The organism is Labilibaculum manganireducens, assembly GCF_963665805.2.
Taxonomy (GTDB): Bacteria; Bacteroidota; Bacteroidia; order Bacteroidales; family Marinifilaceae; genus Labilibaculum; species Labilibaculum manganireducens.
Window position 1 is genome coordinate 486,554 of record NZ_CAXXEE010000003.1, and the last position, 15,484, is coordinate 502,037.

Here is a 15,484-nt window from a genome sequence, read left to right on the forward strand (position 1 = left end):
TATTATTACCCATTTTTATATTTTTGCTTGGGGTATTTCGTTTTGCTGGTTGAAAACTTTGCTAATCGGCTGAAAGACCCGTAAAATTGGATATGAGGAAGAGTTTAATTGTTTTTATACTAATATCGTTATTCGGGGTCTGTCAAGTCTCCGCTCAGCGTGTGCACTCTTCTCAATTCTATTCTATCCCATTATTGTTAAACCCAGCTCTTACGGGAAATTCTGATTATAACCTTCGGGGCGGGATGAATTATCGTAACCAGTGGAATAGTGTAACAACGCCTTTTGTTTCTCAGGCAGTTTTTGTTGATGGTAAATTATCGACTCAACTATTAAGTTCTTCATGGCTTGGTGTTGGAGGTATGATCTTCAATGATAAAGCGGGAGAAGGTAGTTTAAAGACCACTCAGGTCATGTTTTCAGGATCATTAAATAAAAGTCTGAATGCAGGGAATACATTGTTCTTACATATGGGAGTTGGTTTGGAACTAGTTAATAAATCAGTTGATTATAACAAATTGGTTTTTGATGATCAATGGGATGGTACACTTTTCGATCCAAATTATCAAACAGGTGAACCTTTGGGAACGCAATCTTTATTTTACACTGACTTTTCTGCTGGGACTATGGTTACCTTTTTTAAAGGGAAATCAAAATATTTTATGGGGATGGCAATTAGTCATATAAATCAACCCAATGAATCCTTTTACGCAATTACCAATAACCTTAAAAGACGATTTGCATGGCATGGAGGAGTAGAGTCCAGATTATCTTCGAGATTATATGTCAAGCCCGAAATTATGCATACTACCGAGAGTGGTTCAAACGAGTGGATTGCCGGAACCAATTTTATGATGTTGTATGGAGAAAAAGGCACCATTCTTCATTACGGATTGTGGTATCGTTTTACTCAGGATATTATTCCTGCATTCGGATATGAGAAAAACCGCATGAAATTTATGATTAGCTACGATATTAATGTCTCTGATTTACAGGCCGCATCTTCTAACAGAGGTGGTTTGGAGATTTCTCTGACTTACAATTATAACTATTCCAATCCCAGGGAAATCAGAAAGTTGAAGCGTCGTCAGAAAGTTAAAAAATTGGGTGATAAGGCAATCTCTTGTCCTAAATTTTCACATGAAGACTAAATTAATTGCGAATTAGTAATTATGAGTTAGAAGTTAAGCGTATATTAATGTTAATATTTAATCTGTGTCTTATGTGTATCTGAAGAAAGGGATTCGTAATTATTAATTGGTAATTCGTAATTACATTCTGTCTTTTTTTACGTATTCTTTCTTCTTTTTCTCAACAAGCTTACCGCCAATAACAATTACAATTTCACCTTTTACAGTTTTAGAACTGAAATGAGCGATTAGTTCAGCGAGAGTGCCACGTACATTTTCTTCGTATAGTTTCGTTAACTCACGGGATACAGATGCTTTTCTATCTTCTCCCATTACTTCAGCAAATTGCTCTAAGCTTTTCACTAAGCGGTGTGGAGATTCATAAAAAATCATTGTTCTTGATTCTTCAGCCAGTTCGTCTAATTTAGACTGACGCCCTTTTTTTTGCGGTAAAAATCCTTCGAAACAAAATTTTTCATTTGGCAAACCGGAATTCACTAAAGCAGGGACAAATGCTGTTGCTCCGGGTAAACATTCAACATCAATTCCATTATCAAGACAATGTTTCACCAAAAAGAACCCGGGATCTGAAATAGCCGGTGTTCCGGCATCAGATATTAAGGCAATGGTTTCACCGGCTTTAATTCGGTTAACGATGTTTTCGGCCGTTTTGTGTTCGTTAAATTTGTGATGTGAGTGTAAGGGTTTTGAAATTTCGAAATGTTTTAATAAAAACCCAGATGTTCTTGTGTCTTCAGCAAGAATTAAATCTACTTCTTTTAATATTCGTAAGGCTCTTAAAGTAATATCTTCTAAATTTCCAATTGGAGTTGGAACAAGGTATAGTTTCGACATGTTTAAAATTTTCTTTTGGTGATTTCGATGAATTGGGTTACGGTAGGATCCTCCAGATCCCACTCTTTTTCAGCTTTTATCCAATTCATAACAGATTCAAAAGTACCTGCTTTATTTATGAAGGAAATGGCTGTATTGTATTCATCTATATTGTTTTCGAAAAGCTCACGGGCAAACAAAAAGCGATCATTAATTCCAATAGCCGACTGAATATCTTTCAGTTTCTGAGATGGAAGTTTCTCGCCTATCAGTTGAATAGGTTCCGATTGAACTTTTTGGATTACAATTTCTGATTCTATTTGCTCTTTTTTTTCAGTTTCAGGTTTTTCAGTACTGATATTGTCAATTACCTGTTGTTTTTCAGAATTTGTATTAGAAAAATCAATTTCTTTTTTGATTGGTTCAGGTGAAGCAGATATAATTTCTTCAGGAATATCCGTTGAAACTGTCCCGGCCGGTTTTAATTCACAATTCTTTTTCAGGATTTTAAAATCCTGACTTAAACCCAGTATTCTGGAATCAAGTAACTCAATACCATCATTTAAATCCGCAGGCTTATTGGTGAAATGTTCCAGTAAGTTTTGAATTTCTTCGGTTTTACTTTTAAGCAGTTGAATGACTAATTTATTATCCATGACCAGAATTTTAATATGCAACAGAATTCTATGTACTAATTTACAAAAGTAAAGCTAATTTTTTTTGTATTGATTGGTTGAGTGGTTTTTTCGGTTCAAACAAAATATTTTTTAGGGAGGTATTGTTTAAAAGTTTATTAGCTCAGTAATGCAAGTATGAAAGTGTTTTCCTATTTTTGTCTATCTATGTAAAATAACCTAAAGTTTATCACATGTTTCTTGAGAATGATATTAACAGAGCTGGCAGTAATGGTTGGATCGAAGTAATAGTTGGTTCTATGTTTTCGGGTAAAACCGAAGAATTGATCCGTCGGTTGAACCGGGCAAAAATTGCCCGTCAGAATGTTGAAATATTTAAACCTCATATCGATGTGAGATATTCAGAGGATGAAGTGGTTTCGCATGATTCCAACTCCATTCGCTCAACTCCTGTTGAAACATCAGCAAATATATTGTTGCTTGCCAGTAACGTTGATGTGGTAGGTATTGATGAAGCTCAGTTTTTTGATGCCGGCCTGTCTGACGTTTGTAACGAATTAGCCAATCAGGGTATTCGAGTGATTGTTGCCGGCCTGGATATGGATTTTAAGGGCAATCCTTTTGGTCCGATTCCGAGTATTATGGCTACTGCAGAATATGTTACCAAAGTTCATGCAGTTTGCATGCGTTGTGGAAATTTAGCCAATTACTCGCATCGTTTGGCTGAGGCTGATAAATTAGTGTTGTTAGGCGAAAAGAGTGAATATGAACCGCTTTGCCGAAATTGTTACCAGAAAATTTACAGAACATCTTCAACAAAATAAGCGGATGTATTATGACTGTTGCACAATCATATACTATTGAATCAGTAGCTTCTATAACAGGAGGTGTTTGTTATGGGAAAGAAAATCTCATTGTTAAAACCCTATCGATAGACAGCAGGTCATTACAACTTCCCGAGGAAATTTTATTTTTTGCTTTAGTTGGTGCGCGGCACGATGGTCATTTATACATCAAAGATTTGTATCAAAAAGGGGTTCGTGCATTTGTTGTTAGTAATTCTGAATGTACAGATTTAAAACAGTATCCTGAGGCCGGCTTTATTTTGGTTCCCGATACGCTTCGTGCTTTGCAGAATTTGGCCGAAAATCACCGAAAGAATTTCTCTTTTCCTGTAATGGGAATTACCGGCAGCAATGGAAAAACTATTGTAAAAGAGTGGCTGTATCAGTTGCTGAATGAATCGTATTCTATTGTTCGCAGTCCCAAAAGCTATAATTCTCAGGTGGGAGTTCCGCTTTCTGTCTGGAACATGAACAGTGAGGCCAATCTGGCCATTTTTGAGGCTGGTATTTCTCAACCGGGAGAAATGGATCAACTCTCAAAAATTATTCAACCTACCTATGGGATTTTTACTCATTTTGGGGATGCACATCGCGAGAATTTTAAGGATGAAGTTCAGAAATTAGAAGAGAAGATAAAATTATTCTCTTCCTGCGATTCGATTGTGTATTGTGCCGATAATAAACTTGTAGATGAATCATTAAAGTCCCGGTATGGACAGAATAAAGAATTGATTTCCTGGTCAAGAAATCAGGCTGCCAATCTGATGGTTGTTTCGGAAGAAATAAAAGGGAACCGGACATTCATTAAAATCAAATATAAGAAGGAAACAAAAGAAATAAATTTGCCTTTTAGCGATAAAGCTTCAATTGATAATGCAATTACCTGCTGGCTTTGTTTGCTGAACCTGAATGTTGATGATGAAACCATAAAAGAACGATTCCTGAAATTAGAACCAATTGCCATGCGATTGGAAATAAAAGAGGGAATAGGTGATTGCACCCTTATTAATGATTATTACAATTCAGATTTGGGTTCGCTGGGAATTGCCTTGGATTTAATGAATCAGCAACAAAAAGATAAGAGCAAAACCCTTATTTTATCAGATATTTTTCAATCGGGTTATACAAATCATCAGCTTTACAAGGCGATATCCAAATTGCTCGAACAGAAGAAAATAAATCGTCTGATTGGTATTGGGGAAGGCATTTCGTCGCAATCGAAACTATTTACCTGCAATGCTTCTTTTTATCGCTCAACCGATGTATTTCTGGCAGATTTGAATCGAAATCAGTTTAAGGACGAAATTATTCTAATAAAAGGAGCAAGAAATTTTCATTTCGAGAGAATTTCAAATGCGCTTCAATACAAAGCACACCAAACGGTTTTGGAAGTGAACTTAAATGCCATGGTTCACAACCTGAACTACTTTCGTTCTTTATTAAAACCAAGTACCAAACTGGTAGTAATGGTAAAAGCTTTTTCTTACGGAAGCGGATCAACCGAAATTGCTAATTTACTGCAATATCACCGGGTTGATTATTTAGCCGTTGCCATAGCCGACGAAGGTGTCGAACTAAGAAACGCAGGAATCACGATCCCAATTATAGTGATGAATCCGGAGCCTCATAGTTTCGATACCATGATTGAGTATCGCCTTGAGCCAGAAATATACAATCAGACTATTTGTCTTGAATTCGAAAAAGCATTAAAACGAAATGGAGTAAGAAACTATCCTATTCACATAAAACTGGATACAGGAATGAATCGTTTGGGTTTTGTTCATCACGATATTGACACTTTGTTGTCACTGATTGTGAACAATGATCATTTCTTTATCAGTTCTGTATTTTCCCATTTGGCAGGTGCAGATGAGCAGCAACACGATGATTTTACAGCTCGGCAAATTAATTCGTTTACCCAATGGAGCGATCAAATATTGTCGCAGTTTTCGTATCCTATCGATCGGCATATTTTAAATTCAGCCGGTATCGAACGTTTTCCGCAAGCACAATTCAATATGGTTCGTTTGGGAATTGGTCTTTATGGAATCAGTGCCACGCATCAGGAAAAACTGATGAATGTGAGCAGCCTGAAAACTACAATTTCGCAGATAAAAGAAGTGTCGAAAGAGAATACCGTAGGTTACGGACGAAAAGGGCAATTACAGACCGATACACGCATTGGAGTTATCCCAATAGGTTATGCCGATGGTTTCAACCGTAAACTGAGCAACGGCCATGGAAAAGTGATGGTGAACGGGCAATTGGTGCCTGTTATTGGCAATATTTGCATGGATATGAGTATGATTGATTTGACCAATACCGATGCTAAAGAAGGAGATTCCGTTCTGATTTTTGGCGACGATTATTCGGTAAGTAAATTGGCCGAACAATTGGAAACCATTCCCTACGAAATTCTCACCACCATTTCGCGTCGGGTAAAACGCGTTTATTTTCAGGAATAAAAATATTTTGGGTGTTCCCCTCGTTCCTCGTGGCGGGCTTTTCACTCTTACTCCTCGCTCATTCTTCGCTGTGGGGTATCCGTTACAATCCCTAACACAGCAGATTTAATTAGAAGTATTATTGAATCGAAACTGTTTTATGCTGTTGATATTTGTTGCTTAATTAGGATTTGTTAAATAGGAAAGTATTTTATACATTCGACATATTCTATTTAATAAAATTTAACTTAAATAAATAATGAGTAATAATTATCTGTCTTATATCTCTGATAAACATCTCATAGATTGTATTGAGAACTTGTATAATTCATATTTGAGAGCCAAAGAGAATATTAGTAAAAAAAAGTTTTATAATAATAAGGTTGATACAATTAAATTAACATTTGATGCAAAGTTTAATAAATTAGATGAGGAGACTTTAATAAAAACTGAGATTAGCCGACAGATTGATAAGTCTATTAATAACTCCATTGGAACTTTTCATGAACAAATTTTAGGTGGGGTAGAAGGTTATGAAGCAGGAAATTTAAGTGGATATGACATTAAAGCAACGAATAATACACTTTTTGCGGATATAAAAAATAAACATAACACGATGAATAGTAGTTCTGCCGAAAGTTTGTTTCAAAAGCTTGCCTCTTACGCAGATGCTTATAAAACTGCTAATTGTTACTGGGTACAGATTTTGGCTAAGAAAAGTTTTATTGAGAAGTGGTCTGGTGATATAAATGGAAAGGAATATAGTCACTCAAGAGTTTATAAAATTTCCGGAGATCAATTTTATAAATTATTAACTGGACGTGATAATGCCTTGTTTGAGTTGTATGCGGTATTACCAAAAGCCATTGATGATTTTATGGCAAGAATAGCACCACAAGGAAGAGAAATTGCTTCCGCACTTGAAGAAATAAATCAAAGTGCAGAAGATTCAAATAGGAATATAATAGATACAATAACTTTTGATAATTACAGTTATTATTTAGGTTTTGATTCTTTGTGATAATAGCTGTTTAAAAATTTCACAATAGAGTATCCTATTTCCTGTCCTAGATTAACAGGAACAGCATTGCCAATTTGTTTGTACTGTTGAGCCATAGAGCCTGAGAAAATCCAATTGTCTGGAAAGGTCTGAATTCTGGCGTATTCGCGAATTGTGAAAGGTCTGGTTTCATCTGGGTGACATCTTTCTGTTTGTTTTTGAGCTGGGCTGCATGTAAGTGTTAAAGATGGTTCGTCCCAGCCAATCCTGCGAGCCATTCCTGTTTTGCCTCCTCCTAGATAAAAACTGCCTCCCATATAGTCTTTTTGAATATCTAGTGGAAGATCTCTCCAGTATCCCTTTGGAGGAACTAAATCTAAAACCTCTTTTTTTGATTCCGGGTATTTTGCTCCTTCAGATTTAGGCACATCAGATTCGAATAAAGAGCCTTTTTTTAGTGCATCAATAAGATTGTATGTTTTTTTATGAGGTATAGGATACTCATATTCAGTTTTTATATCCTTTCGAATACCAACTAGAATAAGCCTTTCGCGTTTTTGGGGAACTTTATAGTGAATTGCTTTAAGAACTTGTATAGGAACAACTTTATACCCAATTTCATCTAGAATAGAGATCATTCCCTGCAGTGTTTTTCCTTTTTCATGACTTAATAGGCCTCTAACATTTTCGCCAATACAAATTGGTGGATTAACCTCTTGAACTACTCTGGCAAACTCATAAAATAAAGTTCCTCGGGCATCATTTAAACCTAATTTTTTACCGGCGTAACTAAACGCTTGACAAGGGAATCCTCCTGTTACAACATCAATCTTATTTTTATATTCTAAAAAATTATATTCCCGAATATCGCCTTCTAAAACATTCCAGTTAGGACGATTGTTACGTAATGTCTGACAAGCCCATTTATCTATCTCATTAAGGCCTACGCACCTTAGTCCAGCTCTCTCCAGTCCTATTGCTAATCCGCCCGCACCGGCGAATACTTCTAAGACAGAATAATCGCTTTCAGGTTCAACATAATTTGATGTTTCTTTTTCAGGATTATATAATTCTCCAAGAAGTAGTTGAATATCGCTTTTTTTATAAACCCGATAATTAGATACCGGTTCTCTAAATGCGACTAAAACTCCTTCATTATCCCATCTCCTAAGAGTTTCTTTGCTTTTACCAACAAGTTTAGATGCCTCTGCAAGAGTGATATACTTATTTATAACCATATTATATAACATTACACAATGGTTACGAATATATGAATAAAAATTGAATATGAAAAGCCTGAAACTAAATTAACAATAATAAAATAAGTCATCTGATTGATATTAAAAAGATTACTTGATTCTTGATTTCTTAATGTTTGAAATATAAAGGAATTTTTTTTATGAGTAATAATGTGCAACCGTCTTGTTTTGTTAAAATGTTTCTTAAAATAAAAGCCATCCCTAACGAGATGGCTTGCTATATTTTAAGAAGCAGCTCTTATCCAAGTTTACTCACACGGTCTAATCTAACCTTATCTAAAATCTTAATTTTCCGGCCATCAATTGAAATGATTCCTTCGCTTGCAAAAGTGGAAAGGGTACGAATTGCATTTGATGTTGTCATGTTTGATAAGTTCGCTATATCTTCTCTCGAAAGATAAACCTTTATGGTTGCTTCATCATCTTCAAAACCATATGTATCACGAAGAAAAAGCAGCGATTCAGCCAATCTTCCTCGAATGTGTTTCTGAGTAAGGGTGATTGTTCTGTTGTTTGAAAATCCTAATTCGGTAGAAAGCGAACGTATAATGCACAAAGAAAGGTCCGAATTGGTTTTAATGAATTTCAGCATCAATTCGTAGCTAACTGTACAGGTTATAGAATCTTCAATTGCAACAGCCGAAGCAATGTTGTTTTCTTCGGCAAAAAGTGCACGGTATCCAATAAAACCAATAGGTTTTGCCATTCGAACAATTTGCTCGCGACCGCCTACGCCTTCCTTAAATATCTTTACTTTTCCTTCAGATAAACAAATAAGCCCAATTGGTCTTTCACCCTCTTTGTAAATGTATTCACCTTTCTTAAAAAAAGAACAGGTCATGTTCGCCATTAACTCTTCTTTTTCAGAAGGAGTAAGAACATTAAATACTGAACTCGAATTATTAATTACTTCCCCACAAATAATCTCTCTGGATTTTCTATCATTCTCAATCATATACAAGGTGGAATATGGATTTAAAATACGTTGTATGTTTTAAAACACTTCAAAAGTATATAAATGAAATGAAATGTGAAAATGAATACAGAAATAATTCATTATTTAGGTGATGTTCGACAACATGCTGTTAAGTAGGTGTTTATACCCATTAATTAGTGTTTTGCTACTAAGGGGATTTTTCGGCCAAAGCCGAAAGCCTTCGATGAAACGCGTAAAATAGGCGGAGTCTGGAATCTTTTGTATTCATTCATATTGACTAACCTGAGCGCTTTTTGAACCGTTACTCTTTCGAAACCATCTTGAATAATTTCTTCCGAAGACATATTTTTTTCTATATATCGAAATAAAATGCCGTCTAACACATCGTAATCTGGTAAAGAATCCGAATCTTTTTGATCGGGACGTAATTCGGCAGATGGTGGTTTTACAATTGAGTTTTCAGGAATTACCTCTTTATCTTTATTGATGAACCAGGCCAATTTAAAAACATCGGTTTTGTAAACATCTCCCAATACGGACAAGCCTCCGTTCATATCTCCATACAAAGTGCCGTATCCAACTGCCGATTCACTCTTATTTGATGTATTTAGAAGGATGTGTCCAAATTTATTCGATAAGCCCATAACCAGTGTTCCTCTTACGCGGGCCTGTATATTTTCTTCAGCAACATTAAAAGGGAGATCGTCGAATATCGGCTCTAAGGATTTCTGAAATTCCTGAAAAATATTCTGAATTGGGACAATATCGTATTGAATGCTTAAGTTTTCAGCCAAGTCTACTGCGTCTTTTATGGAATGATCCGAAGAGAATTCGGAAGGCATCAACAGAACCCGTACATTTTCTTTGCCAAGAGCTCGTTCTGCCAAAACCACTGTTACGGCCGAATCAATTCCGCCTGAAAGTCCCAGTGTCGTTTTGGTGAATCCCATTTTCCCGAAATAATCTTTCAGGCCTAAAACCAAGGCATCATGAATTTTTTCTATGTAATTTACATTTCTGGCTTCTGCTTTTTTATTTTCAATCGCTTCAAGATCAACTATTTGATAGTCTTCCTCGAAATAATTTAATCGTTTGGCTACTTCTCCCTTCGAATTCATAACCAGAGAGTCACCGTCAAAAATTAATTCGGTGTGTGCACCAATCTGATTGACGTAGAATATTGGAAGTTGATATCTTTCCGAAGTTGCCTTCAAAATATTGGTTCGTAAATCTTGCTGATTATAGGAAAATGGCGATGCTGCAATGTTTACCACAAAATCAGGATTGAGTTTGCTTAGCTCTTCCATCGGTGAAATTGTGTACAATGCTGATTTTGCAAAGTTGTTGTCTACAGGTTGGGTTTCCCATAAATCTTCACAAATAGTGATTGCAATTTTTTTTCCTTTCAATTCAACCAAAGAGAATTCTGTATTGGGCTCAAAGTACCTGTATTCGTCGAAAATATCGTAATTAGGCAACAGAGTTTTATTGTGAATGCTCTCAATTTTCCCGTTGGAAATGAAATATGCAGAATTGTATAAATTTTTCCCTTTCGGATGAGGATTTACCGATGGTCCTCCAATTACGGCAGCAATATCAATGCAATGCTCCGCTACTTTTTGAAGTGCTGATTTAGACTTCTCAACAAATTCCTTACGTTCCAGTAAATCTTTTGGCGGATATCCACAAATGGCTAACTCTGAAAACAGAACCAAATCTACGCCGCTTTTGCGCGACTTATTGATTGCTGAAATAATTTTTTCAGTGTTGCTCTCGAAATTACCAATATGATAGTTTAATTGGGCTAATGCTATTTTCATACTTAAAAGATATGAGTCCCGAAATCTTTCAGGATGAGAAGAAAGATCATTTAATCTGCTGTCTCATTTTAATAATTGAATACTTTAAAGCTGTACTTGTTTTCAGCTTAGCAAATTTAGTGATAAAAATATGGAATAGGTATTCCTTCTATCAGCAAAAACAAAACCGTGACAAAATTAATTAATCCTTGTATTTATTAAGGCATTGTAAGGAAAAACCAATTTTTGAACCGGGCTTAACTTATTTTTAATATTTTTGAGAAACACAAAAACAAATACCTACAATTAAATCATAAGAATGCAGTTAAATCACTACAAAAATACAAGTGCGAGTATTTTAATCTTGTTGCTGGGTTTTCTTTATTCATGTAATTCGGACACTAAAAGTCCTGATGTTTCAAATATTGATTTGGAAGTGAAAATTCAAAGATTTGAGCAAGAGCTTTTCGCGGTAAAACAAGAATCAGATTTAAATCAGTTAAGACAGCAATATCCTGATGTATTGCAATTGTATAGTAACAAAGTGATTGGTCTGGGAGATTCAGATGATTCTGATTATATGGTTTATTTGAATAAGTTTTTAATTGATTCAACAATGAACCAGGTTGCTGACAGCGTTGCAAAAAAGTTTCCGACTCTGGATAAAGAAGAAAAGGAGTTGACAAATGCTTTTAAATATTTGAAATATTATTTTCCGGAAAAGCCGATCCCAAATTGTTATTCTCAAATTTCAGGATTTAATCAGTCGATTGTTGTTGCTCAAAATTTGATTGGAATAAGCTTGGATAAGTATTTGGGAAAAGATTGTGCATTTTATTCCTATTTGGGCACGCCAATGTATGCCAGAGAAAATATGATTCCTGAAAGAATTGTTCAGGATGTTGTGCTTGCTTACGCCTTAACTGAATTTCCTTTTACTCCGTTAAAGGATGATTTAATCAGCAATATGATTTATCAGGGAAAAATAAGATACTTTTTACAAGCCATGATGCCCGAAAAGAGCGAAGCCGATGTGATGAAGTATTCGCAAAAAGAATTGGAGTGGTGTGAGGAGAATGATGAGTTGATGTGGGGATATATTATTGAGCAAAAACATTTGTTTACAAGCGAATACCGTACGGTTATTAAGTATATAAACGATGGGCCGTTTACTCCGGGAATGCCTCAGGAATCGCCTTCCAGAACCGGTATTTGGATTGGATGGCAAATTGTAAAAGAATACATGGTAAAACATCCCGAGGTAACTATAAATCAGTTAATGACTGAAAATGATTATGCTGCAATGTTGCGGGAATCTGCTTATCAGCCTTAAAATGATCAAAAATGAAACGTCCATAACAAGGATATTTTGACACACAGGGAGATGATTATCATGGTAAGTTCTATATGACAAAAACTTAAAATTATATTCATATGAAAATTGCTTTGATTCAATTTGCACCTGTCTTTGGTGATTTACAATCAACGATAAAATCTTTAAGGGTATTGTTTTTCAGAGCAAAAGAAGCCGATTTAGTCGTTCTTCCAGAACTGTCCAATACCGGCTATAATTTCGATTCGAAAGAAGAAGCTTTTGAACTGTCGGAAACCGTAAAGGACAGTGTTTTTCTTGATTTTATTCAAGAATCGTGCTTGCAGCATAATTTTACCGTTGCCACTGGATTTTCAGAGAAGGATGGTGATCAATTGTACAATTCTGCTGTTTTGATGAATGCAACAGGGCTTGTTGGAACCTATCGGAAACTTCATTTGTTCATGAATGAAAAAAATATTTTCGAGAAAGGAAATTTAGGCCTTCCTGTTTTTATTGTTGATGATGTTAAAATAGGAATCCTGGTTTGTTTCGATTGGATGTTTCCTGAAGTTTGGCGTAAATTAGCTTTGCAAGGAGTCGATTTAATTCTTCATCCTTCAAATTTGGTATTGCCATATGCACAATCGGTAATTCCTTCCTATGCATTGGTGAACAGAATTTTTATTGCCACAGCAAATCGAATTGGAACGGAAAAAGAACTTTCTTTCACAGGTCAGTCTGTTATTGTGAATCCAAAAGGAGAAGTTATTGCTAAAGCTGATAAGCTAGAGCAGATTTTGTTTGTAGATATTGATCCTGAATTGGCCAGAGATAAAATGATTACGAAGAACAATAATGTTTTTAAGGATAGAAGAACTGATATTTATGAATAAGAGCCAGAAATGAGTGTGTTAAAGCGAAATATTGAAGAGGAAAAAGCAAGAATCCGAAAGGAGATAAGAGCTGTAAAGCAAAATTATTCTTTTGAGCAGAAAAAAGAGTTGAGCTTACCTATTTTGAAACGTTTGGAACAACTTCCGGAATTTATCCAAGCCAAAACAGTAATGCTTTACTGGTCGATGAAGGATGAGGTTTATACTCACGATTTTGTTTGCAAATGGGCCAACGAGAAAAGAGTGATTTTGCCTAGTGTTAAAGGAGAAACTTTGGATTTGAAACTTTTTGTAGGAGCGGATCAGCTGATAGAAGGTGAACATTATGGTATTCCAGAGCCTGAGGGATCTGTATTTATGAATGAGGACGAAATTGACCTGATTTTGATTCCTGGAATTGCTTTTGATCGGGAAAAGAATAGGATGGGTAGAGGAAAAGCCTATTACGACAGGTTGTTACAGTCGTTAAGTTCTTTTAAGGTTGGTATTTGTTTCGATTTTCAGGTTTTGGATCATGTACCAATTGATGAGCATGATATTAAAATGGATGTAATAGTATTTCAATAAAAAAGCCAGTGATTATCTCACTGGCTTTTTAATATCGCTAAATTACGATTATTCTGCGTGAATAGCTTCCACAGGACAAGCGTCAACGCAAGTACCACAATCAGTACAAAGATCAGCGTCGATTACATAATGCTCATCACCCATAGAAATTGCTTCAACAGGACATTCTCCTTCGCAAGAACCGCAAGAAATACAGTCGTCGTTAATTACGTAAGCCATTTTCTTTAAATTTTTAGTGTTAATACTATCACAAATGTAATATCATATTTTTAATGGAGAAACAATTTCGCCGAGAATTATATTATTTTGAAACAGATTAAATAATGAAGAATAAGCTTAGGTAAATAATTTGCACTCCCTATTGTGCAGAATTAAAGATGTTTGTTTTTTTATTTGGTTGATTTTAGCTAATTACGAGAACTATTTGTTTAAATATGAAATCGCTAACCACGCCATTGTACTCATTGATGTTCGTAATGAATCATCATTTGCTTCGAAAGTTGAAGTGTGCAAAGAGCCGTTTTTTTCAGATTGGACTCCAAAACGATAAAAAGTAACAGGATATTTCTGTGAATAGAAGCCAAAATCTTCGGTGGTCATTCTAATATCCATATTTACAACTTTTTCTTCGCCCAGTAATTCAATCGCATTTATTTTAGCTTCATGAGTGAAGTCTTCGTGATTGACTAAAAACGGATAGCCATGACGAATGTCTACTTCACATACCGCACCCATTCCTTTGGCTGTTGATTGAGCTATGTCAATAATTAATTGTTTGGCCTTAGCTCTCCATTCTTCATTCATTGTACGAAAGGTTCCTTCTATTTTTACTTCATCCGGAATGATATTGGTCGCTCCGTCAGCAATCATTTTTCCGAAAGAAAGTACGGTTGGGATTCTTGCATCGCAATGGCGGCTGACGATTTGCTGCAGTGCTATAATTATATGTGAGGCTATAAGAATTGTATCTGTGCATTTGTGAGGCATAGCAGCATGTCCGCCTTTGCCTTTAACGGTAAGATATATTTCATCACCGGATGCCATATACATACCAGATCTAAATCCTATAGTTCCAGCAGGCATATCCGGTAAAACGTGCTGACCAAGTATCCATTCCGGTTCAGGTTGTAAAGCTCCTTCTTCCATCATTAATTTGGCACCACCAGGTAATAATTCTTCTCCAGGCTGAAAAATAAGTAAAATTGTACCTTCCCATTCATCTCGGAATTCCGATAGAATCTTGGCTGTTCCAAGCAGACTGGCCATGTGCATGTCGTGTCCGCAGGCATGCATAACACCTTTGTTACGAGAGCAGTATTTATTATCCGGATTTTCGTTAATGGGCAAGGCGTCCATATCAGAACGAAGTGCAATAACCTTCTTTGCAGGGTTTTTTCCTTCAATTTTCCCAACAATCCCGGTTTTTACAAAGCCACATTTATAGGGAACTCCTAACTCACTCAAATAATTTTGAATAAATTTAGATGTTTCAAATTCTTCGAAAGAAAGTTCAGGATGAGCGTGCAGATGAGCTCTTATTTCTTTTATTTCATCATTAATCTGTTCTGAGAATGCTAATATTTTGGTTTTTAGTTTTGTCATTTGTGGTTTTTGGTTAATTTGCTGCAAATCAATTTCTTGTTTGGTTGATTAGTATCGCGTGGTAATATTTTAGGCATTTGAAATTTCACTTCAATCAAACACAAATCTACTAAATAGTTACAACAGATAGAAAGGTAAGCAATTTTGAAAGAAAATAATTTTGAACAGATAAACTTGGTTCGGTTTTTGGTTTTGGATACTGAAGAAACTCACTAATATTTTAG

The 15,484-nt window shown here is 35.5% G+C and carries 14 protein-coding genes; 7 read left to right on the forward strand and 7 right to left on the reverse strand.

Translation table 11 applies throughout. From position 1 onward, the window contains the following. Positions 1-92 precede the first annotated feature (92 nt). Positions 93-1,151: a PorP/SprF family type IX secretion system membrane protein gene (locus ACHZAX_RS02035; protein ID WP_101311389.1), complete on the forward strand. Its 1,059-nt coding sequence runs from the start codon at positions 93-95 to the stop codon at positions 1,149-1,151. Between the two features lie 120 nt (positions 1,152-1,271). On the opposite strand, the gene rsmI is transcribed toward ACHZAX_RS02035, so the two are convergent. Continuing rightward, positions 1,272-1,985, reverse strand: coding sequence for a 16S rRNA (cytidine(1402)-2'-O)-methyltransferase (gene rsmI, locus ACHZAX_RS02040; RefSeq protein WP_320017834.1), 714 nt, complete (start codon positions 1,983-1,985; stop codon positions 1,272-1,274). 2 nt (positions 1,986-1,987) lie between these two features. Next, complete coding sequence (locus tag ACHZAX_RS02045; protein WP_101311391.1) at positions 1,988-2,620, reverse strand: hypothetical protein; 633 nt, start codon at positions 2,618-2,620, stop codon at positions 1,988-1,990. A gap of 212 nt (positions 2,621-2,832) precedes the next feature. Here ACHZAX_RS02045 and ACHZAX_RS02050 point away from each other — a divergent pair, with 212 nt between their 5' ends. The 3 genes from ACHZAX_RS02050 (at position 2,833) to ACHZAX_RS02060 (ending at position 6,909) form a co-directional block, all read left to right on the forward strand. Further along, on the forward strand, positions 2,833-3,423 hold the full coding sequence (locus ACHZAX_RS02050) for a thymidine kinase (protein ID WP_101311392.1): 591 nt from the start codon (positions 2,833-2,835) through the stop codon (positions 3,421-3,423). Positions 3,424-3,434: 11 nt separating this feature from the next. Further along, positions 3,435-5,909, forward strand: coding sequence for a bifunctional UDP-N-acetylmuramoyl-tripeptide:D-alanyl-D-alanine ligase/alanine racemase (locus ACHZAX_RS02055; protein WP_320017835.1), 2,475 nt, complete (start codon positions 3,435-3,437; stop codon positions 5,907-5,909). Positions 5,910-6,147: 238 nt separating this feature from the next. Further along, complete coding sequence (locus tag ACHZAX_RS02060; protein WP_320017836.1) at positions 6,148-6,909, forward strand: Eco47II family restriction endonuclease; 762 nt, start codon at positions 6,148-6,150, stop codon at positions 6,907-6,909. On the opposite strand, the gene dcm is transcribed toward ACHZAX_RS02060, so the two are convergent. From dcm to ACHZAX_RS02075, 3 genes are all read right to left on the reverse strand, one after another. Then, positions 6,885-8,138 (reverse strand): DNA (cytosine-5-)-methyltransferase, encoded by a 1,254-nt coding sequence (dcm, locus tag ACHZAX_RS02065; protein WP_320017837.1) that lies wholly within the window; start codon positions 8,136-8,138, stop codon positions 6,885-6,887. The two genes, ACHZAX_RS02060 and dcm, sit on opposite strands and share 25 nt — an antisense overlap. Before the next feature lie 247 nt (positions 8,139-8,385). Further along, positions 8,386-9,102 (reverse strand): Crp/Fnr family transcriptional regulator, encoded by a 717-nt coding sequence (locus ACHZAX_RS02070; RefSeq protein ID WP_101311394.1) that lies wholly within the window; start codon positions 9,100-9,102, stop codon positions 8,386-8,388. A 155-nt stretch (positions 9,103-9,257) separates the two neighbouring features. Beyond that, entirely contained in the window at positions 9,258-10,904 is a 1,647-nt protein-coding gene (locus ACHZAX_RS02075) for an NAD+ synthase (protein WP_320017838.1), read from the reverse strand. Positions 10,905-11,202: 298 nt separating this feature from the next. On the opposite strand from ACHZAX_RS02075, the gene gldB reads away from it, so the two are divergent. From gldB to ACHZAX_RS02090, 3 genes are all read left to right on the forward strand, one after another. Continuing rightward, entirely contained in the window at positions 11,203-12,216 is a 1,014-nt protein-coding gene (gldB, locus tag ACHZAX_RS02080; RefSeq protein WP_320017839.1) for a gliding motility lipoprotein GldB, read from the forward strand. Between the two features lie 101 nt (positions 12,217-12,317). After that, positions 12,318-13,091 carry a nitrilase-related carbon-nitrogen hydrolase gene (locus ACHZAX_RS02085; RefSeq protein WP_320017840.1) on the forward strand — a complete coding sequence of 258 codons (774 nt, stop codon included), beginning with the start codon at positions 12,318-12,320 and terminating at the stop codon, positions 13,089-13,091. Positions 13,092-13,100: 9 nt separating this feature from the next. Further along, positions 13,101-13,658, forward strand: a complete 558-nt coding sequence (locus ACHZAX_RS02090; RefSeq protein WP_320017841.1) for a 5-formyltetrahydrofolate cyclo-ligase — start codon at positions 13,101-13,103, stop codon at positions 13,656-13,658. Between the two features lie 48 nt (positions 13,659-13,706). Here the strand turns inward: ACHZAX_RS02090 and ACHZAX_RS02095 are convergent, their stop codons facing one another. Both ACHZAX_RS02095 and ACHZAX_RS02100 read right to left on the reverse strand, forming a co-directional pair. Beyond that, positions 13,707-13,877 (reverse strand): DUF362 domain-containing protein, encoded by a 171-nt coding sequence (locus tag ACHZAX_RS02095; protein WP_096429549.1) that lies wholly within the window; start codon positions 13,875-13,877, stop codon positions 13,707-13,709. Positions 13,878-14,078: 201 nt separating this feature from the next. Then, positions 14,079-15,260 carry a M20 metallopeptidase family protein gene (locus ACHZAX_RS02100; protein WP_320017842.1) on the reverse strand — a complete coding sequence of 394 codons (1,182 nt, stop codon included), beginning with the start codon at positions 15,258-15,260 and terminating at the stop codon, positions 14,079-14,081. Positions 15,261-15,484: the final 224 nt, after the last annotated feature.